General features: G+C 43.1%; 25 protein-coding genes. All 25 read left to right on the top strand.

What is annotated here, in order from left to right; all coding sequences use genetic code 11:
• The first annotated feature begins 66 nt into the window (after positions 1–66).
• The 25 genes from V1225_RS09935 (at position 67) to mutL (ending at position 20,537) form a co-directional block, all read left to right on the top strand.
• Positions 67–513, top strand: a complete 447-nt coding sequence (locus V1225_RS09935; protein WP_161908497.1) for an acyl-CoA thioesterase — start codon at positions 67–69, stop codon at positions 511–513.
• 74 nt (positions 514–587) lie between these two features.
• Positions 588–1,466, top strand: coding sequence for a stage III sporulation protein AA (gene spoIIIAA, locus V1225_RS09930; protein WP_251630376.1), 879 nt, complete (start codon positions 588–590; stop codon positions 1,464–1,466).
• Positions 1,459–1,974: a stage III sporulation protein AB gene (locus tag V1225_RS09925; RefSeq protein WP_160201416.1), complete on the top strand. Its 516-nt coding sequence runs from the start codon at positions 1,459–1,461 to the stop codon at positions 1,972–1,974. The genes spoIIIAA and V1225_RS09925 overlap by 8 nt, the downstream gene beginning before the upstream one ends.
• 25 nt (positions 1,975–1,999) lie before the next feature.
• Positions 2,000–2,194 (top strand): stage III sporulation protein AC, encoded by a 195-nt coding sequence (spoIIIAC, locus tag V1225_RS09920; RefSeq protein ID WP_160201417.1) that lies wholly within the window; start codon positions 2,000–2,002, stop codon positions 2,192–2,194.
• A gap of 2 nt (positions 2,195–2,196) precedes the next feature.
• Positions 2,197–2,580 (top strand): SpoIIIAC/SpoIIIAD family protein, encoded by a 384-nt coding sequence (locus V1225_RS09915; protein WP_160201418.1) that lies wholly within the window; start codon positions 2,197–2,199, stop codon positions 2,578–2,580.
• Between the two features lie 3 nt (positions 2,581–2,583).
• Positions 2,584–3,672 (top strand): stage III sporulation protein AE, encoded by a 1,089-nt coding sequence (locus tag V1225_RS09910; protein WP_160201419.1) that lies wholly within the window; start codon positions 2,584–2,586, stop codon positions 3,670–3,672.
• Positions 3,669–3,836 carry a stage III sporulation protein AF gene (locus tag V1225_RS09905; protein WP_160201420.1) on the top strand — a complete coding sequence of 56 codons (168 nt, stop codon included), beginning with the start codon at positions 3,669–3,671 and terminating at the stop codon, positions 3,834–3,836. Before V1225_RS09910 ends, V1225_RS09905 begins: the two co-directional genes overlap by 4 nt.
• Positions 3,837–3,873: 37 nt before the next feature.
• Complete coding sequence (locus tag V1225_RS09900; RefSeq protein WP_160201421.1) at positions 3,874–4,239, top strand: hypothetical protein; 366 nt, start codon at positions 3,874–3,876, stop codon at positions 4,237–4,239.
• 5 nt (positions 4,240–4,244) lie between these two features.
• Entirely contained in the window at positions 4,245–4,877 is a 633-nt protein-coding gene (locus V1225_RS09895) for a SpoIIIAH-like family protein (RefSeq protein WP_160201422.1), read from the top strand.
• Positions 4,878–5,203: 326 nt separating this feature from the next.
• Positions 5,204–5,635 carry a hypothetical protein gene (locus V1225_RS09890; RefSeq protein ID WP_160201423.1) on the top strand — a complete coding sequence of 144 codons (432 nt, stop codon included), beginning with the start codon at positions 5,204–5,206 and terminating at the stop codon, positions 5,633–5,635.
• 471 nt (positions 5,636–6,106) lie between these two features.
• A complete protein-coding gene (locus V1225_RS09885) occupies positions 6,107–6,469 on the top strand; it encodes an Asp23/Gls24 family envelope stress response protein (RefSeq protein WP_160201424.1) in 363 nt (120 codons plus the stop codon).
• Positions 6,470–6,904 carry a transcription antitermination factor NusB gene (gene nusB, locus V1225_RS09880; protein ID WP_160201425.1) on the top strand — a complete coding sequence of 145 codons (435 nt, stop codon included), beginning with the start codon at positions 6,470–6,472 and terminating at the stop codon, positions 6,902–6,904.
• Positions 6,897–7,862, top strand: a complete 966-nt coding sequence (locus V1225_RS09875) for a hypothetical protein (RefSeq protein ID WP_251630374.1) — start codon at positions 6,897–6,899, stop codon at positions 7,860–7,862. The genes nusB and V1225_RS09875 overlap by 8 nt, the downstream gene beginning before the upstream one ends.
• A complete protein-coding gene (xseA, locus tag V1225_RS09870) occupies positions 7,853–8,998 on the top strand; it encodes an exodeoxyribonuclease VII large subunit (RefSeq protein WP_161908502.1) in 1,146 nt (381 codons plus the stop codon). The genes V1225_RS09875 and xseA overlap by 10 nt, the downstream gene beginning before the upstream one ends.
• A complete protein-coding gene (gene xseB, locus V1225_RS09865) occupies positions 8,995–9,183 on the top strand; it encodes an exodeoxyribonuclease VII small subunit (protein WP_161908503.1) in 189 nt (62 codons plus the stop codon). Before xseA ends, xseB begins: the two co-directional genes overlap by 4 nt.
• Before the next feature lie 3 nt (positions 9,184–9,186).
• Positions 9,187–10,083, top strand: a complete 897-nt coding sequence (locus tag V1225_RS09860) for a polyprenyl synthetase family protein (RefSeq protein ID WP_243151181.1) — start codon at positions 9,187–9,189, stop codon at positions 10,081–10,083.
• Positions 10,084–10,104: 21 nt separating this feature from the next.
• On the top strand, positions 10,105–11,949 hold the full coding sequence (gene dxs / locus V1225_RS09855) for a 1-deoxy-D-xylulose-5-phosphate synthase (protein ID WP_161908504.1): 1,845 nt from the start codon (positions 10,105–10,107) through the stop codon (positions 11,947–11,949).
• Positions 11,933–12,730 carry a TlyA family RNA methyltransferase gene (locus tag V1225_RS09850; RefSeq protein ID WP_251630514.1) on the top strand — a complete coding sequence of 266 codons (798 nt, stop codon included), beginning with the start codon at positions 11,933–11,935 and terminating at the stop codon, positions 12,728–12,730. The genes dxs and V1225_RS09850 overlap by 17 nt, the downstream gene beginning before the upstream one ends.
• Positions 12,731–12,769: 39 nt before the next feature.
• Entirely contained in the window at positions 12,770–13,960 is a 1,191-nt protein-coding gene (locus V1225_RS09845) for a pyridoxal phosphate-dependent aminotransferase (protein ID WP_160201431.1), read from the top strand.
• Positions 13,961–14,312: 352 nt separating this feature from the next.
• Positions 14,313–14,768 carry a GNAT family N-acetyltransferase gene (locus tag V1225_RS09840; protein WP_161908506.1) on the top strand — a complete coding sequence of 152 codons (456 nt, stop codon included), beginning with the start codon at positions 14,313–14,315 and terminating at the stop codon, positions 14,766–14,768.
• Between the two features lie 59 nt (positions 14,769–14,827).
• On the top strand, positions 14,828–15,073 hold the full coding sequence (locus V1225_RS09835) for a DUF3791 domain-containing protein (RefSeq protein WP_160201433.1): 246 nt from the start codon (positions 14,828–14,830) through the stop codon (positions 15,071–15,073).
• Complete coding sequence (locus V1225_RS09830; RefSeq protein WP_160201434.1) at positions 15,070–15,543, top strand: DUF3990 domain-containing protein; 474 nt, start codon at positions 15,070–15,072, stop codon at positions 15,541–15,543. Before V1225_RS09835 ends, V1225_RS09830 begins: the two co-directional genes overlap by 4 nt.
• Entirely contained in the window at positions 15,540–15,770 is a 231-nt protein-coding gene (locus V1225_RS09825) for a DUF3791 domain-containing protein (RefSeq protein ID WP_160201435.1), read from the top strand. The genes V1225_RS09830 and V1225_RS09825 overlap by 4 nt, the downstream gene beginning before the upstream one ends.
• Positions 15,771–15,976: 206 nt before the next feature.
• A complete protein-coding gene (gene mutS, locus V1225_RS09820) occupies positions 15,977–18,610 on the top strand; it encodes a DNA mismatch repair protein MutS (RefSeq protein ID WP_338546292.1) in 2,634 nt (877 codons plus the stop codon).
• Positions 18,603–20,537, top strand: a complete 1,935-nt coding sequence (gene mutL, locus V1225_RS09815; protein WP_160201436.1) for a DNA mismatch repair endonuclease MutL — start codon at positions 18,603–18,605, stop codon at positions 20,535–20,537. Before mutS ends, mutL begins: the two co-directional genes overlap by 8 nt.
• Positions 20,538–20,540: the final 3 nt, after the last annotated feature.

Here is a 20,540-nt window from a genome sequence, read left to right as displayed (position 1 = left end):
GAATTAGCCTCCGCCTGCCAAAAGCTTTCGGAGGCTGATTTTTATAAAGAAAGAGAGGTTTTATATATGGATACAAGGTATCAAGTTGTTATGAGCCAGGTTATGCTGCCACATCAAGCCAATGTAGCGGGTAATGTACACGGTGGTGAAATTATGAAATTTATGGATACAGCAGCAGGAGCCTGCGCTATGAAATATGCAAGAAGCAACTGCGTTACAGCTAGAGTGGACGAACTGATTTTCCACCTGCCGATTTTTGTCGGAGCACTAGTAACCTGCACTGCAACCATTGCATACGTAGGAAACACTTCTATGGACGTTTACGTGCGCGTAGATTCTGAAGACATGGAATCCGGAAATGGTCCAGAAAAGGCTCTGTGTGCTCATTTTACTATGGTTTCCATGAACAAAGCCGGAAGACCTCAGAAAGTGCCTGCATACATACCGGAAACGGAAGAAGAAAAAATACTTTGGGAAGAAGCCGCAGCGAAAGTGAAGGCTAGAAAAAGATAAAATCTCATACGCAAATTTTAATCATATTTGCCTGTCCTACTCATATAGTATTAGAGAAAGGACAGGTATTTTTTATGAATCATTTTGAGAAAGTTTTCCAGTGCTTTCCCATAGAAGTCCAGCGGCAGATTGGTGGGCTTGCACCGGAAATACAGGAGGAAATCAACGAGATTCGGGTGTACCGGGGAAAACCGGTACAGCTTTATGCAGGGAAGAATCAGTACTTGCTGAAAGGCTGCATCACCGGCGGACAAATTCACAGTCTCTTAAATAATCTGATGAAGTTTTCCTATTATGCTTACGAAGATGATATCGCAAAAGGCTTCATTACTATTGATGGCGGACATCGGGTGGGTCTTTGCGGCAAAGCAGTGATGGAAGGCGGAAAGGTGAGCCTGATTCGCGATATCAGTTCTCTCAACATTCGTTATTCCAGAGAAATCATAGGATGCAGCGACAAAATCATGCCTTACGTTTTTGACGAGGAGGGAAATCTTTGCAATCTGCTGATTGTCTCACCTCCAGGCTGTGGTAAGACTACACTGCTCCGGGATTTAGCAAGAAATATCAGTCTGCAGCGCATCAAGGTCGGTATTTGTGACGAGCGCTCTGAAATTGCTGGTATGTCCGGCGGCATCAGCGCTTATACTTTTGGAAATGCGGTGGATGTGCTGGATGGCTGTCCAAAGGCATCGGCTATGCAGATGATGGTTCGTGCCATGTCTCCTCAGCTTCTCATTACAGATGAAATCGGAACAAAGGCAGACGCAGACGCAATCAGAAGCTGCAGCGGAAGCGGTGTAAAGGTAATCTGTTCCATGCACGGAAGCTGCATGGAGGATTTGAAAAAAACAGGAGTTTGGGAAATTGTTGAAGGGAATTCTTTTGATTACATTATATTTCTCACAGATCAGCCAGTTATCGGAACAGTAAAGGAGATTTGCCATGGTTAAGATAATTGGACTATTTCTGGGCGTCATAGGCTGTGGTGCAATCGGACTGTTAAAAGCACGAGATATCAAAGATCGAAAACAGCTGCTTCTTGAATTCAAAAGCCTGCTTCTCCACATTTCCACAGAAATCAGCTATTTTAAGGAACCGCTTCCGCAGATTTTTGAGCGTCTGTCGGCGGAAAACGAAGGCGCATGTGGGCTCCTTCTGAGAAATTGCCTGACCAGCTATTTGACAAGCGGTAGAGACATGGGAGAACTTTGGAAAGATTCGGTGGATTTCGTATATGAAAGTCTTCCTGTTACTGAGCAGGATGTAGTACTCATGAAGAAATGCGCAGATTTTCTTGGACAAAGCGATTTCAAGAGGCAGCAGGAGCACTTTCTGCTTTTACACAGGCAGCTTGATGAGCAGATTGAGGAGGCGCAGAGGTGGATTGATTCTAAAGGGAAAATGTATGAAAGACTGGGTTTTTCGGCAGGTCTTGTAATCGCCATTGCACTGATATAGATATAAAACAAAGGGGGAAAAGACATTGGAAATCAGTATTATTTTCAAAATTGCAGGTATCGGCATTTGTATAGCGCTGGTGAATCAGATTCTGGTTAAGGCAGGAAAGGATGAAATGGCAATGATGACAACGCTTGCCGGTGTAATCATTGTGCTGGTAATTATCGTCAAAATGCTGGCAGAATTCTTTGAAACGATGAAAGTCTTTATGGAATTTTAGTGATGGAAATATTAAAAATTGCCATGCTTGCGCTTCTTGCAGTGGCACTGATTACACTGGTAAAGAGCTATAAGCCGGAGTTTGGGATTTACGTGGTCATCGCATGCAGTATTTTGATTCTCTATTTTATGATTGACAGCTTGAAATATGCTGTGGCGTATGTATCGGGGCTGTACGAGAAACTGGAATACGGAAAAGGATATTTTCCCATTATTATAAAGGTTCTCGTCATTGCTTACGTTACCGAATTCACTTCGCAGCTTTGCAAAGATGCGGGGGAGACATCGATCGGCGCAAAGGTAGAACTGGCGGGAAAGGTGATTATCTTTTGTGTTGCGATTCCGGTATTTGTGTCGATTATCAGTCTGGTGGAGGAACTGTTATAAACTATGGAATTTGATGAAATTTTAAAGGAACAGATGAAAAAAATCGTCGATGAGAAGCAGACTGACTCGCTTTCTGATTATGCCAGCGGTCTATCCGGGGGAATTTCTGATTACTTTACGCTGGATAAAATCGTAGACGCAACACTAAATGGGGAGAGCATTTTTAGTTCAGAGGATATGATTTCCAGTTTAAAGGCGCTGTTTCTCTATGAATTAAAGGCGGCACTGGTGGTGGGTGTGGAAATACTGACCGTCTGCATCGTCATCGGTCTTCTTAAAAATCTATCTGGCTCCTTTGGAAAAAAAGGTGTCACGGAGATTGCAAGTCTTGTCTGCAGCATCGTCATCATCGGTCTTGCTGTCAGCAATTTTCAGACCATCTACCAGATGACCATTGACGCGATTGCAACGATTACATACACGATGGAGCTTTTGCTCCCAGTGCTCATAACCATACTCATTTCCATGGGACAGGTGACGGGTGGAACAATTATGAGTCCGCTGATATTGACTGCGATTACGATTTTTGAATCGATTCTAAAGAACATCGTGCTGCCGGCACTGTTTCTATCGACGGTACTCAGTTTGCTCAATTGTTTAACAGAAAAAGATTACGTAAACCATTTATCTAAATTTCTGAGACAGGCGGCGCTCTTTGTGACCGGACTGGTGCTGACGCTAATGTCGGGAATTGTCGCTGTGCAGGGGCTTATTACACAGACTTCGGACAGCCTGATTATGGGAACGGCAAAGTATTCCTTGGATGCGTTTATTCCCATCGTCGGTGGGTTTACTGCAGACACTGTGGAGCTTTTTATCAAGTGCATGGGATCAATTAAAGGAATTGTAGGGATTTTTGGAATTCTCCTCATTGTATCCCTTATGCTGATTCCTATACTAAAAATCATGGCAATTTCTGTCATATATAAAGTGACGGCGCTGCTGATTGAACCGGTCGCCTCAAAGAAAATTGCCGCAGGGGTTTCAGACATTGGCACGTGTCTTGTTACCATGGGCGCTATCGTGTTCTTTGCATCACTTTTGTTTATCATTTTTATTACATCCATTATTCGTCTCGGAGGCAGCATATGAGCGTGATTACAGCATGGGTCAAAGACATTTTCATCGTAATTTTAGCGATTACCTTTCTGGAGATTTTGCTGCCAGAAAGTTCCATGGCAAAGTATCTGAAGTTTATTTTTTCTATCATCGTACTGGCGACAATTTTATCACCGCTGGCAAGTTTTTTGGAATAAATAGACAGATAAAAAATATTTTTTAAGAGAGGGTATTATGTTTGAGAAGCTAAAAATCACAAAAGATACCATAGTCAAGATCATTACGCTTTTGCTTATCGCCTCGGTATTTCTTTTGACTATGAGCGTTTTAACTGATGACAACGACAGCAGAAAGCAGGTGACCGATGACGATGGCGCCACAGAAACCATGCTGTGCAGCTTTTTATCGGAAATCAAAGGAGTGGGTGATGTCAATGTGATGATGGAGTACGATGAGAATCGTGCGGTAACCGGAGTAATCGTAACTGCCGAGGGTGCGAGTGACCCTGTAGTAAAAAATGATATTGTAAAAGGGGTAGCAACCTTATTTGATTTGCCGGTTTCCAGCGTAATGGTATTTGAAAAAAGTCAGGAGGATTGAGAAAGATGAAAAAGAAATTTAAACTAGATTTAAAAGGATTTTTTAATAAGAAAGAAAATGTGGCAGTTGCCGCTTTAGCCTTGGTATTTTGTGCAGGACTTGTTGTGACGGAAGTCAAAGCTAACAATATTCCACTTCACGACGGAGATGTTCTTGTGGACAGCCGCAACATTGCGCAGGTTGAGGAGGATTCGAATTCTGAAAGCAGTACTGATGGAGACAGTGAAAAGACTGAAAAAACTGCAGGGGATGACGTGAATGGTGAAGATGGCGAAGGAGATGCCGCTACAAAGGGCAATACCTTTGCGGAAAAAAGAGCAAAACTAGATCTTGAAAGAAATGAACTGATTGCAGGCTATGACAGCACCATCAAGAATTCCACTAACGACGCAGAGAAGAATAACGCTGTGGCAAACAAAGAAAAACTGACCAAATATATGGAACAGGAAGTTTCTATCGAAAGTCTGATCAGCAGCAAAAATCTGCCGGAATGCCTTGTTATCATCACAGAAAGCACCATCACCGTTACTGTCGATGAGCAGGAACTGACACAAAACACTGTAGCGAAAATCTGCAATATTGTCATGGCAGAAACAGGCAGAGGTGCCGATAAAATCATTATTCAGAGTAACTACTAAAGCATTTTCTAAATAATAGCAAATACTTATATAAATAATATAAATAAAATCAAAAAGCCACACCAAGACAATGTGGCTTTTTTACATAGCTGAATCCATAAGATGTGTTTGAGAGCGGAAGCAAAATCCTTTACAGATGGACCGAAACAAGGTATGATGAAAGTGGAAACCTGACTAGCGATGGGGCGTTTTATATAATACATCAGCGGATGTCCCAGAGATATCTGAAGAATATAATTTGCGCAGGATACTGTAAGACTTGGTGCAATCCTGCATTGCAATGAAACACATACTTTAGAGGTTTTGGAGAATTTGGATTTATAAAAATGGAAAAACTTAGACGTTACATTCGTATTGAAAAAGCAATTATATTGTGTATACTTACAGCGATTTTCTTGATTGATCTATGCTGCGTATTTTTCTATGGGATAGACGCCTTAAATATAGTTTTCTTTCTTATAGACATTGGAATGATTATTTTAAATTTCCATCCTGTAACGGGTAAGTTTTGCTGCTGGATTGAGATTCGTGGTGCTGAGATATATTTGCTGAATTTCAAAGGCGAAATACGCAGGTTTTCTGCTGGAGATATTATTAAAGTTGTATATGGATTTATGTTTTATAGACTATATTTTTGGAAAGACGGAAAACAAGTGATAATCCAATGTCATCCTAGAGTGAAAGTCAGTAAAAACGGAAAAAAACATAGAGGGATTTGGCTCGAGGATTTTCCGCAGGCAAAGTTTGAGGATAAGTAAGAAGCAAATCATTTGGGTAGGCAAAAAAGGATTTTAACCTGCCTTAAGATTTTCCTTCAAAAATGTATAAATCTATGGTCAATATCGTTGGTGTAACTTGCATAATCCGCAAGATATGTGAATTTGCATACGGTAATTTTACGTAAATGGAAAGTTTTATCACTAAAATGGGCTCAATTGACCCGATTATCACAACAAACTTATACATTTTTCTCAGATTCTTAGATTTTCGGTTAAGTTTTAAAGAATTTCTTATACATTTTTCTAATGTAATTCTTGTATAAGTTAACCCCTGCTATTTTCATCTAAAGCGCATGCAAACCAGGTGGTTTGTGCAATCTTAATTTCGCAAGTATGCCTGCGGTTTTCTTTCCCCGAAACATTGCGAAGGTCTCTGAATAATGATATAATGAATGCAGAGATTTATACCGGCGCTGCCGATGACAAATTTTGAATGAATAGAGGTTACGTATGCAGGAAGAAAATATTGGCACCGTTAAGATTTCTGACGATGTGATTACAGCTTGTGCGGCCAGCGCCGCTTTGCAGATTGAAGGCGTATGTCAGCTTGCCGGAGGTTTTACAGATAATCTTTCCATCAATATTTTGGGAAAAGAGCCGGAAGGCAAAGGGATTAAGCTGTCCCGCGACGAAGAAGGAATTTCTCTGGACGTTTACGTCATCGTAGCGTACAGAGTCAAGATACCTCAGCTTGCCTGGGATATTCAGAGCCATGTCAAGAGCGAGATTGAATCAGTCACAGGTCTGAAAGTAAAAGAAGTAAACATACATGTACAGGGCGTGAGCCTGCCCGGAGAGGAAGATAAGAACTAGATGACAAGAACAGAAGCCAGAGAATTTATGATGCAGGTTTTTTTTCAGATGGAAGCCTGTGGAGATTTTGATGTAAACAGTAGAACTGATTTCATGAGTCAGGAGAAGATCAGAGACCAGAAGGAATACTGTAATGAGCTACATTCGCTGCTCTGCAACAAAAAAGACGAAGTCGACGATTTACTTAGAAAGTACAGCACAAAATGGAAAATCGAGAGAATACCAAAGACAGACCTTGCGGTTTTGCGTCTTGCAGTATGCGAGATGCGCTATGGTAAAGTTCCTGCGGCAGTATCCATCAATGAGGCTGTAGACTTAGCGAAAAAATATGGAACCGATGATTCAGGAAAATATGTCAACGGCATTTTGGGAAGAATTGCAGAGGAACTGGCAGCAGAACCTGCTGCGGTGGCTTACGAGGAAGAACATGCGTAAGCTGTCTCTTGGCATTGACACCAGCAATTATAAAACTTCTGTAGCCCTGACAGACCAAAGCGGCGAAATTTTATCCAATCTGCAGCAGTATCTGACCGTAAAGAAAGGCGAGCGGGGGCTGAGGCAGTCGGCGGCGCTTTTTCAGCATGTGCAGAATCTGCCGCATCTCCTTGAAGAAACCTTTGAAACTTTAGCAAAGCTGCGCCGGGAAGAAGAAGCAGAAATTGCCTGCATCAGCGTGTCGGAAAAGCCAAGACCTGTAGATGGCTCCTATATGCCTTGCTTTTTGGCGGGGCTTTCTACAGCAAAATCCATCGCAGCGGCTCTTGGCGTGCCGTGTTATACCTTTTCCCATCAGGAAGGGCATATCGAAGCAGCGCGCTGGCGTTCGCCGCTTGCAGAGGCGAATCGCTTTATTTCTTTTCATTTTTCCGGCGGCACCACGGAGGCGCTGCTGGTGAGCGAAGATGGCATTTCCATCGTAGGTGGTTCAAAGGATTTAGCCTTTGGGCAAGTGCTGGACAGGGTAGGCGTTGCACTGGGCATGGAATTTCCGTGTGGTCAGTCTTTGGACGAAATAGCAGTGGCAGCACAGGCTGCCGACGGACAGGTTAAGGATAATTTCCTGCCTAAGATCAAATGTGAAGAAGGATATATCAATCTTTCGGGCATAGAGACAAGATGCCAGAGAAGTCTTACAGAAACAGCGCCAGAAATTCTGATTCCTATGTTGTTTCAAAGAATTTCTGAGGCGATTTGTGATATGAGTCTATATCTTGTAAACACCTATCAGACGGAAAGCATTCTCTTTGCTGGCGGTGTTTCAGCAAGCAGTCTGATACGAAAAAATTTAGAAACAAAGCTTTCAAAGATGCAGATTCACTTCGGTGAACCAGCGCTTTGTACCGACAATGCGGCAGGCATTGCGCTCCTTGGAGGAAAGAAACAATGGCTTTAAAACCGGTAACTGTTTCACAACTGAATGAATATATTTCCCGGGTAATCGGCACGGATCCGCTTCTTGGCGCTGTAGTAGTGAAAGGTGAAATTTCCAATTTGAAGTATCACGGCAGCGGACATGTGTACTTTTCCATTATAGACGCGACGAGCAAAATCAACTGTTTTTTACCACGGGATTACGCCATGAGCTTGCATTATCCACTGGAAGACGGCATGGAAGTGACCTTGACCGGCAGTGTCAGTGTCTTTAAAAAGAATGGCACTTATTCTCTCTACGTAAAAATCGTGGAGGTTTCAGGGGAGGGAAACCTTGCTATCGCCTTTGAAAAGATGAAAGAAAAGCTGAGCAAGGAAGGACTCTTTGACCAGTCCCACAAGAAACCTATACCAAAGTATCCGAACAAAATCGGCATTGTAACTTCTGCCACGGGAGCGGCGGTCAAGGATATTCTCAAAATCTTAAAAGGCCGCAATCACCTTGTCGATGTGATGATCTTTCCGGTGCTTGTGCAGGGAGAGGCGGCTTCTGCGGATATTGCCGCTATGCTTGACTATATCAATGAGAATTTTGATGATATCGATACACTGATTGTAGGAAGGGGCGGCGGCTCTGCCGATGACCTTTGGGCATTTAACGAGGAAAACGTGGCGAGAGCCATTTATCGCTCGGAAATTCCTATTATCTCTGCTGTGGGACACGAAATAGACTTCACCATAGCTGATCTTGTGGCGGATTTGCGGGCTGAGACTCCGACCGCAGCGGCGCAGCTTGTTGTACCCGATACGGAGCAAATGCGAAAGCAAATGGAAGATTTAAAGGAACATCTCTACATTCAGCTTTCCAACAAGCTGATGTATCACAGGCTGCTCATCGACAATCTGGCAAAGGAGATGAAAAACTGCTTAAATGGGCAGATTGCCAAGCTGGAGAATGAGCTTACACAGTCCAAACTGCTTCTTGAGGAGAACAATCCAACGCAGATTCTGGAAAATGGCTACAGCGTCCTTACAGATGAGGATGGTAAAGTCATTTCCGCAATCAGCCAGCTTTGCGAAAAGCAAGAATATAAAATTACCCTGCAGGACGGTTTCGCCAAATGCAGGATTACAGAAATAGGAGGAAACCAGCGATGAATCAGGGGAATTTTGAAAAGGCGTTGCGTGAACTGCAGACTATGGCAGAAAAAATCAAATCTCAAGAGACAAGCCTTGAAGAAGCCATTTCCTGTTATGAGGAAGGCATGAAGTATTACAAAACCTGCAGCGATATTTTGGAACAAGCGAAACAGAAAATCGAAACCTTTGAAGGAGAGGTGTAACCCATGATGCGAGAAAATTATGATGAATACAAAGAAATGATTAATGAATACCTATTGGATTTTATGCCGAGCATTGACACCAAGAGCAGCGTTCTCTATGACTCAATGAAGTATTCCTTGATGGCTGGCGGAAAGCGGATACGGTCTGTGCTGCTTTTAGCTGCCTGTGAGTTTGCAGGTGGAAACGCAAAAGACGCATTGCCTTATGCCTGCGCTATCGAGTACATTCACACCTATTCCTTAATTCATGACGATTTGCCGGCTATGGATAACGATGATTTACGCCGCGGCATTCCGACCAATCACAAGGTCTTTGGCGACGGCATTGCGGTACTTGCCGGGGACGGTCTTCTGACCACTGCTTTTGAAATTATGAGCAAGGACATGTTCTTGTTCTTTGATAATATGAAGGAGTTAAAAAAACGTATCAACGCATCCTACACCATCGTCAAGCACTCCGGCGTGCAGGGCATGGTCGCAGGGCAGGCTTCGGATATAGACTCCGAACACAAACAATGCTCCAACGAAATGCTGGAATACATTCACATCAATAAAACAGGAGCCCTGATTGTAGCAGCCATCAGAGCAGGACTTTACCTTGGCGGCGCTGACGAAGAGATGATGAAAGATTTGACCTGCTATGCGGAGAATCTGGGGCTTGCTTACCAGATTGCCGACGATATTTTAGACATCAAAGGCAATGTAGAAGAACTGGGCAAAAACACCGGAAAAGACGCAGAATGTGAAAAAATTACCTATGTTGCCTTAAACGGCATGGAGGCTTCAGAGCAGCGCCTCAAAGAATTGACCATAAACGCTGTGGAATCCATTGAAAAATATTACGACAATGCGGAGTTTTTCAGAGATTTGGTTTTGAGACTGGAAAACCGCACAAAATAAAGGATAAAACGGAGAATTTGAATGAGTAATGAACTGGAACAGTATCAGTTTCCGGACGACCTGAAAAAGATGGACAAGGATGAGCTGTCTCTTTTGAGTTATGCTATACGGGATTTTTTATTAGATAAGGTATCAAAGACAGGAGGCCATTTGGCCTCCAATCTTGGCGTAGTGGAACTAACGATTGCTTTGCACAAGGTCTTTGACAGCCCGAAGGACAAAATTATTTGGGATGTAGGGCACCAGTCCTACGTACACAAAATTTTAACCGGACGAGCTTCAGAATTCGACCATTTGCGCCAGATGGGCGGAATCAGCGGATTTCCAAAGACTAAGGAAAGTGTTCACGACGTGTATGAGACTGGACATTCCAGTACCTCAATTTCCGCTGCTGCGGGCATGGCTGCTGCGAGAGATCTAAAAGGCGAAGACCATGAAGTCATTGCAGTCATCGGTGATGGTTCTCTCACCGGCGGTATGGCATATGAAGCATTGAACAATGTAGGGGCTTCTAAGTCCAAAATGATTGTGGTGCTCAATGACAACGGCATGTCTATTTCAAGAAACATTGGCGGCGTATCGCAGCATCTGTCGAAGCTTCGGACCTCTAACAGTTATCTTCATGCAAAAAAAGCTATCAAGAAAGCACTGGGCAGCATTCCTGTCATCGGAAACGATATCAGTTCCAATTTGGCGCATGCAAAGGACAGGTTAAAATATGCGTTGCTGTCAGGGGGCGTCATCTTTGAAGAACTGGGATTTACCTATTTGGGACCGGTGGACGGACATAATCTGGAGGAACTTTTAGATGTGCTGCAGATCGCAAAGAATATTGACGGCCCAGTTTTCATCCATATTATAACAAAAAAAGGAAAAGGCTATCGGACGGCGGAAATTAATCCCAATAAATTTCACGGAATCGGACCTTTCAATCCGGAAACCGGCGCTGCTCTGCAGCAGGCAGAGCGAACCTACTCCAAAGTCTTTGGCAGTGCTTTAGTGGGGCTTGCTGAGGAAGACGAACGAATTGTTGCTATTTCTGCTGCCATGTGTGATGCTACAGGTCTCGGGGCTTTTGCAAAGCGGTATCCGACCAGATTTTTTGATGTAGGTATCGCAGAAGCTCATGGCGTAACTTTTGCAGCAGGTCTTGCAAAAGCCGGTATGAAGCCGGTGGTTGCCATCTATTCCTCTTTCTTGCAAAGAGGGTACGATCAGATTATTGAGGATGTCTGTCTGCAGAAACTGCCAGTAGTCTTTGCCATCGACAGGGCAGGGATTGTAGGCGCGGACGGAGAAACACACCATGGTGTTTTCGACCTTTCATATTTGAGATCGATTCCAAATATGACCGTGTTGACTCCAAGAGACGGTACTCAGCTTTGCACTATGCTGAGTTATGCACTCTCCCTTGGTACACCTGTAGCAATTCGCTATCCGAGAGGCGTCTGCGACTTTGATACTGCAAATCTGATGCCGTATGCCGGAGAAAACCGACGCAAGACAAAAGGTAAAGACGTTGATATCTGGGCAGTGGGGAAGATGACCACTGTTGCAGAGGAGGTCCGGGTGGTTCTTTTGGAGAAAGGAATTGAAGCAGGCATCATCGAAGTAGGCTGTGTAAAGCCGATGGATTTGTCTTGCCTTGAAAAAAATAAAACAATTGTAACCTTAGAAGATAATCTCCTTGCCGGAGGCTTTGGCGAAGGATTTCGGGCAGAGACAGGGTGCAGTGATGTACTCAGTTTTGGATGGCCTGCCCAGTTTATAGAACATGGTAGCTGTGACGATTTGTATCATAAGTACGGACTTGATACGGCGTCCATTGCAGAAAGGATTTGTGAACACCTTGAAAGAAAGGCTTGATATTTTATTAGTAAAAAAAGGATATTATCAGTCCCGCGAGCGGGCAAAAGCTGCCATCATGGCAGGGATTGTCTATGTCGATGGACAGCGCAGCGATAAAGCGGGAAATCAGGTAGATACGGAGGCAGAGATTTTCGTAAAAGAGAATCTCTGTCCTTATGTGAGCAGAGGCGGCTTGAAACTTGAAAAGTCTATGGGGCATTTTAATCTGCAACTTAATGGGGCAGTCTGCATGGACATCGGTGCCTCCACTGGCGGCTTTACCGACTGCATGCTGCAAAACGGTGCTTCCAAAGTTTATGCCATCGATGTGGGCTATGGACAGCTGGACTGGAAACTTCGAAATGACGAGAGAGTCGTCAATATGGAAAAATGTAACGTCCGCTATCTGGATACCGATTTGATTGCAGAACCTATCAATTTTATCAGTATTGATGTGTCATTTATTTCTCTGCGGTTGATTTTTCCTGTGGCGGCTGCTGTTCTTGCAGATGACGGGGAGATCGTCTGCCTCGTAAAGCCGCAGTTTGAAGCCGGAAGAGAGCAGGTTGGCAAAAAAGGTATTGTCAGAGATCGAAATGTTCACAGAGAAGTCATCGAAAATGTGATTTCTTATGGGGAGGCTAACGGTCTATATGCCCATGGTTTGACATTTTCTCCGGTTACCGGCGCAAAAGGTAATATAGAATATCTTTTACATCTTTCCAAATCAAGGGAAATGTGTTATAATGTATCATGTATACAAGAAGTGGTTGAAAACTCTCATGCAGAGTTAGAATAAGCACGTATATTTTTTAGGAAAACAAGGAGATCGAGAGAAATGAAATTATCAAACAAAGTGGAAGCAATGCAGTTTTCACCAATCAGAAAATTCAACCCGATTGCACAGAAAGCAAAGGACGCAGGTAAGAAAGTTTATCACCTGAACATCGGTCAGCCGGACGTAGAAACACCGGCATGCTTTATGGATGCAATCAGAGCTTATGAAAACAAAGTAATCGCTTATGCTGAATCCGGCGGTATTACTGAACTGCAGGACGCTGTATCTGATTACTTCAAAACTTACGGTATGGAAATCGGCAGAAACGATATGATTGTTACAACCGGTGGTTCTGAAGCACTGACCATGACTTTCCTGGCACTGCTCAATGAAGGTGACGAAGTTCTCATCGCAGAACCGTTCTATACCAACTACCATACATTTGCTACTTCTGCAGGCGGTAAGGTTGTTCCTATTACTACAAAAGCAGAGGAAGGCTATCATTATGCAAAGAGAGAGCAGATTGAACCGCTGATTACAGAAAAAACGAAGGCTATCTGCTGCATTAACCCAGGTAATCCAACCGGTACTGTACTTACTAAAGAAGAAATGCAGTTGATCGGCGATATCGCAAAGGAACACGACCTGTGGATTATCGCGGACGAAGTATACAGAGAATTTGCTTATGACGGAAGAGAAGCCGTTTCCTTCGGTCAGGTCAAGGACGTAGAAGACAGAGTTATCATCATTGACTCCGTTTCCAAGAGATTCTCCGCTTGCGGCGCAAGAATCGGTCTGCTGGTTTCCAAGAATCAGGAATTTATGCAGAGCGTGATGAAGATTGCACAGGGCAGACTTTGCGTATCCACCGTTGACCAGGTTGGCGCTGCTGCACTGTTTAAACTGCCAGCTTCTTACTACGATGAAGTAAAAGCTGAATACTGCGGAAGAAGAGACGTCGTATACGAAGAACTGATGAAGATTCCTGGCGTTGTTTGCAGAAAGCCTGGCGGCGCATTCTATATGACTGCAAAACTTCCTGTGGACAGTGTAGAAGACTTCCTGATGTTCCTTCTGACTGAGTTTGAAGATAACGGTGAAACTGTTATGTTTGCACCTGCTGAAGGTTTCTATGCAACACCAGGTCTTGGTAAAGATGAAATGCGTATCGCATACGTGCTGAATCAGGCAGATATGAGAAGAGGCGTAGAGCTGATCAGATTGGGAATCGAGGCTTATAACAAGAGATAAGCACTGCGAGAGTACCAAGCTGCAGAATCTGCATAAGCTGTGGAACATTGTAATCCGAGAAGTTTGTGCATCGACTCAGCGGCTGCCTTGACAAAATTGACAAAAAATCATGATTTAGTCAATTCTGTCAAAGAAATCGGGTTAAAACATTGCTAAAATTGACAGATTCTAAGATTCTTGTCAATTCTGTCAAAAACTTCGAGAAAATTGAGGGAAATTGAGGTGTTTTTACCTGATTTATTGACAAAAAACGAAAAATATTTTGATTTTGTCAATGTTGATAAAAAAGATAAGCAAGGGGCATGGATAATTCTGTGTCCCTTTTGTTTTAAATGGAAGGTAGTGTATATAAATGGAAATCAAAACAATTTGCGATAATCCACAGCTTTTAGTCGAAGCTGCCTCTTGGTTTTCGGACAAATGGGGCGTGCCTTTAGAAGCATACATGGAAAGTATGAAAGCATATATTGGTAATCCTGTCGGAATTCCGAAATGGTTTGTTATTTTAGATGAGAAAGAGAGTACTATTGCCGGCGCAGGTATCATCGAAAATGACTTTCATCAGAGAAAGGATTTAACTCCAAACCTGTGCGCGCTGTTTGTTGAACCGCCCTATCGAAAACAAGGTTTAGCGAAAAAGCTGATGGATTTTGCGAGAAAAGAAACCCAAGCAGCAGGTTTTGACAAACTATATCTCATCACAGATCATACTGAATTCTACGAGAAATGCGGCTGGGCGTTCTATGGAATCATCAAAGAAGACGATGGGGCCGAGATTCGTATGTACGAAACAAAAACCGGATTTTGACTTTTATTATAGCGTGTTTTTTGGTATAATTAAGTATTATAGGAAATGGAGATGAGGAAATGGCGTCTAGAGAAAAAGAACATGACATCAGCCAAGAGGAACTTGAATTTGCTGTATTTTGTGTTGAGAATCTGGAAAAGAAACTAAGTGTAGGCAGCCAGAGGATATTTAAGGCTTTTACGGAAGACAGCGATATTCTTTATAGTTACATTATCCCAAATTATCCGATTCTTCATACCCAGAGCAAAGAATATATTTTAGAAGACATTCTGTCGCTCCTGAACGAAAAAGGAATAAAAATATGATTTTATACCATGGTTCTAATACAGAAATTAAATACCCCGATATTCAGTTTTCTAGATTGAATGTAGATTTTGGAAAAGGGTTTTATACGACACCGATTCTGGCACAGGCTGAAAACTGGTGTCAAAAATTTAAGCGGCGTGACCAGCAGGCCATTCTCAACCAGTATCAGTTTTGTGAGTTAGAAAGTCATCAATTCAAGATATTGAGATTTGAAAGTTACTCTGAATCCTGGTTGGATTTTGTTTTGGCGTGCAGAAACGGTCAGGACAAGACCGACTATGATATGGTAATCGGCGGTGTTGCCAACGATAAAGTATTCAATACGATAGAGCTGTATTTCGATGGTTTAATCGACAAAACTGAAGCTCTGAAACGGCTGAAATTTGAGGATCCAAACCTGCAAATTTGTTTTAGAAGTCAAGATATGATAGAAAAATGCTTGAAATTTGAAAGGAGTGATTCGATATGAATGCAAATCCCATTTTGCTGCAGATGAAATACGCCCGTGTTATCAGCCGCTTTGCAGCACTTTCAAATATAACAAAGCGTGAAGCATTATCGTTTTTTTATCATTCAAAGACTTATGAGCTTCTAAGTGAAGGCGTTTCCGATATGCACTGCATGAGCGATCAGTATTTGGCAGAGGATTTATATTTTGAAAAACTAAATGGATATTCGGAGAAATTTTATGAGTAAGCTATCTTTTCAAACTTTCTGCTCATCGTAGAGATGATTGCAAAGGAATTTCAAATAACTGAGGAGCAGGCGCTGGAACGATTTTATAAGTCTAACACAGGTGCGCTGCTTGCCGACGACGAAACCGGACTGTATGGACAATCTCCTCTATACATTTTCGGACTATTTTTAGAAGAAATGAACTATAAAAAAGGAGTAATACTTTCATGGCAAAAAACAAGCTATCACCAATGATGCAGCAATATTTAGAAATTAAGGCAGAATATCAGGATTGTATTCTCTTTTTTAGATTGGGCGATTTTTATGAGATGTTCTTCGACGACGCCAAACTTGCGTCCAGAGAACTGGAGCTGACTTTAACCGGCAAAAACTGCGGGCAGGAGGAGCGAGCTCCTATGTGCGGCGTGCCGTTTCACTCTGCTGATACCTATATCGCTCGTCTTGTAGAAAAAGGATACAAAGTAGCCATCTGCGAACAGGTGGAAGATCCTGCTGCCGCTAAAGGTATTGTAAAACGTGAGGTTATACAGATTGTTACACCAGGCACGGTGACTTCACAGACCATGCTGAAGGAAAACGAAAATAACTATCTGGCTTCGGTATATTTGGACAAGAAGGGTATGTCCATTTCTTACTGTGATATTTCAACAGGTGAGCTTTATACAACAGAAGAACTTTCCGGACTAAATTTTGCACAGAATATGCTCAATGAGCTTGCCAAAATCGATGCAAAAGAAATCATGATAAACGAAGGTGCACAGTCCATCATAGACTGTGACGAAATCAAAGCTGTCACTGGCGCTTTTGTCTTTGCAAGGAATGAATCCTACTATGCGCAAAAAGCCGCTGAGGACGCAATTAAGGCTCAATTCAGCCAGGTTTCGCTGACAAGTTTAGGACTTTCGGGAAGAGACTTGTGCGTACTGTCTCTTGGGGCGCTGCTTTCATATCTGCTGGAAACCCAGAAGCAAAACCTTTCACAGCTGACTCAGTGCAGATTTTATGAAATAGGAAAACACATGTCTCTCGACAAGGCGACACTCAGAAACCTTGAAATTACAGAGACATTATACGATAAAAGAGTTCAGGGCTCGCTCCTGGGCGTTTTGGACAAGACGGCAACGGCTATGGGATGCCGTAAACTGAAACAGTGGCTGAGGGAACCTTTGAACAATGCCGCCGAAATCAATCTGCGCCTCGACGCAGTATCGGAACTTTCCGAGCAGCCAATTTTGGAAAATAACCTGCGCGAAGCGCTGAAACAGGTCTATGACTTTGAGCGGCTTGCCGGAAGAATCGCGTCGGGCAATGCCAACGGCAAGGACATGATTGCACTGAAAAGCTCGGTCTTTGTGCTGCCTGAAATTAAAGACAGCCTGCAGTACGTAGATTCAGCCTTGTTGCAGCAGCTTTCTGCTCAGATTTATGATTTAGAAGAAATCTATACCCTGATAGAAAGCGCCATCAGAGAAGATGCGCCATTTGCCATCAAAGAAGGGGGGCTGATTAAAGAAGGCTATTCCAAAGAACTTGACGATATCAAGTTTTCCATCAAAGACGGCAAACAGTGGATTGCAAATTTAGAAAATACTGAGAGAGAACGAACGGGCATTCGTACCTTAAAGGTCGGTTTTAATAAGGTTTTCGGTTATTATATTGACGTAACGAAAGCCAATGCTGCGCTGGTTCCCGAGGACTATATCCGCAAACAGACCCTTGTCAATAATGAGCGTTACATCACGCCGGAGCTGAAGGAAATGGAAAATCTGGTTCTCAATGCGGAGACGAAAATTAACCAGCTGGAATATGAACTTTTTACAGAAATCAGAAATAAAATTCAAGCCTTTATCAGAGAAATTCAGCAAACCTCCCAGGCTATTGCGCAGCTGGATGTCCTTTGCAGTTTTGCTAATGTCAGCAATAAGCTGGGCTATGTAAAGCCAATTATCGACGAAAGTTTTGAACTGCAGATCGAAAAAGGCAGACACCCGGTTATCGAACAGATGATTACAGACGGCATGTTTGTATCTAACGATACCTATTTGAACAACACAGACACCAGTATGCTGGTCATCACCGGACCTAATATGGCTGGTAAATCTACTTACATGCGGCAGACCGCACTCATTGTACTGATGGCGCAGGCGGGTTGTTTTGTCCCTTGTGAGTACGCCAGAATCGGTGTCGTAGATAGGATTTTCACTAGAATCGGAGCCTCTGATAATCTGGCACAGGGACAGTCTACATTCTTTGTAGAAATGAGCGAACTCGCCTATATTCTCAGCTGCTCCAAAGAGCGAAGCCTGATTATTCTCGATGAGATCGGCAGGGGAACAAGCACCTACGACGGACTTTCCATCGCTTGGGCTGCTGTGGATTACCTCTGCAATGAAGCCACCCATATTAGAACCCTATTTGCGACCCATTATCACGAGCTGACTGCACTGGAAGAGCAGATACCGGGGGTTTGCAATCTCAATGTGGATGTTTCAGAAGAAAATGGAAACATCGTATTTTTACACAAAATTGTGCGCGGCTCTGCCAGCAGAAGCTATGGCATTCATGTAGCAAAACTAGCAGGGGTACCAAGTCCGCTTCTTGAAAATGCCCAGAAAAAGCTGGAGCAATTGGAAGCAGGCAGCATAGAAATATCCCCATATACATATGTGCAAACCGCTGCAAAAGAGCCTGCGGCAGCTTCTGTTGAGGAACAAATTTCCTTTTTTACCCCAGGACCAAATCCTGTAGTAGACCGGATTCGCAAACTGAATCTGATGGAAATTACGCCTTCGCAAGCTATTGGTATTTTAGAAGAGTTAAAGGAAGCAATCGATGATTAAAGTTTTAGAAAAGAACATCGCTGATAAAATCGCTGCTGGAGAAGTCATCGAAAGACCAGTCTCCATTATTAAAGAACTTGTAGAAAATTCCCTTGATGCAGGCGCTGACTCAATCATAGTGGAGATAAAAAACGGTGGAAAAACCTATATTCGTGTCACTGATAACGGCTGCGGTATACCGCGGGAAGAGGCAGAAACAGCCTTTCTTCGCCATGCAACCAGCAAAATTTCTACAGCAAGAGATCTGGATGCTATCGAAACCTTAGGCTTTCGTGGTGAAGCCCTTGCCAGCATCGCCGCAGTAACCCATACGGAATTTATCACTAAGACAAAGGATGCCAAAATGGGCGTGAAACTATTGATCCACGGCAGCGAAGTCATTGCAAACAGTGGAACTGGCTGTCCTGACGGTACGACCATTATCGTAACAGATCTGTTTTATAATACTCCTGCCAGACGCAAATTCCTTAAATCTGATGGTGCAGAAAGCGGTCAGATTATCGACTTTATGTCCCAGATTGCGCTGGCTTACCCTGCGGTCAAATTTCGTTTCATCAATAACGGTAATATCATATTTTCTACAGTCGGAAAAGGTGATGTGCTGGCTGCTATTCTGGCGGTTTATAAAATCAGTGAATACAAGGATTTAGTTCCTGTTACTTATGAGAAAGACGGTAGTAAGGTCAGCGGCTACATATCAAGACCATCTCTGTCAAGAACCAATCGGAAAAATCAAATTTTCTTTGTCAACGGAAGGGTTGTTTCCAGCAAAGTCATCGAAAGAGGAGTCGCTGCCGGCTATAAAGAAAGACTTTTTGACGGCAGATATCCGGTTGCATTTTTGTTTATCAAGACAGATCCTGCAAAGCTGGATGTCAACATTCACCCAAACAAAAAGGAAGTCCGCTTTGACAAGGAGGAAGATATCACTGCTTTAGTGGCAGAGGGAATTGTGCAGGCGCTCGGAGCCAAGGCCGCTGTTACAGAGGTCAAAAACATCTTTAAATCGCCGATAAAGGAGAACGTGCGCCCTGTAGAAACTCAAGTTACAATTTCTGAACCTGAGCCGCCGCAAAAGTCAAAGGCAGAGCCTGAACAGAAACACGAGCAAAAATCTGAAAATAAATCCGAACCGCGGGTAGACATAAAACAGATATTATCCACCCGTCGAGAAACTTTAAAGGTTGCCGAAGAAAAAGTGTCCTATGATATGCCGCAGGTCTTCCATGAAGCGAACAAACCGTCAGACGAAGTAACCGATGCGTTTTCGGAACTTCCGCAGTCGAAAGCTGAAAATACAGAGCTTGAAAAGCCTGTGCTTTCCATTGATACACCTGCAATGCAGCCATTTGATTTTGAGGTTCTTACTTTAACCGGCGCCATATTTGGCACCTATATCACGGCTGTTGACGGCAATTACTTTTATCTGATTGACCAGCACGCAGCTCACGAACGTGTATTCTATGAAAAGCTTGTCGGTGAGTATTTGGAGGAAGAAAAGCTGCGCCAGCCTATTCTGACACCGATACTTCTAGAAGTACCTCTGGCTGTAAAGGAAAATGAATATGACTGGCTAGACTGCCTTTCTGATATGGGATTTGCTGTCCAGGAATTCGGGCAGAATTCCTATATTATCAAGGAAATTCCAACCTTTATGACTATTTCTGAAGCGGAAGATTTTGTGAAACACTTTATCGACAGCGTCGCTGATGGGACAAAGATTCAAAATACCGTTGTCATAAACAAACTGATTACAAAATCCTGTAAAGCGGCGGTAAAGGCTCACGACAACCTCTCCATGGAGGAGATGAAAGCACTTATCAAACTGCTTTCCGCATGTAAAAATCCGTTTTCATGCCCTCACGGTAGACCGACCTTTATCAGACTTTCAAAATACGAAATAGAGAAGATGTTTAAGAGAGTATAAATG

Source organism: Emergencia sp. JLR.KK010 (genome assembly GCF_037018265.1).
GTDB classification, from domain to species: domain Bacteria; phylum Bacillota; class Clostridia; order Peptostreptococcales; family Anaerovoracaceae; genus Senimuribacter; species Senimuribacter intestinalis.
Note: the sequence above shows the minus strand (reverse complement) of the source record. Positions and strands in the feature narration are given on the sequence as shown.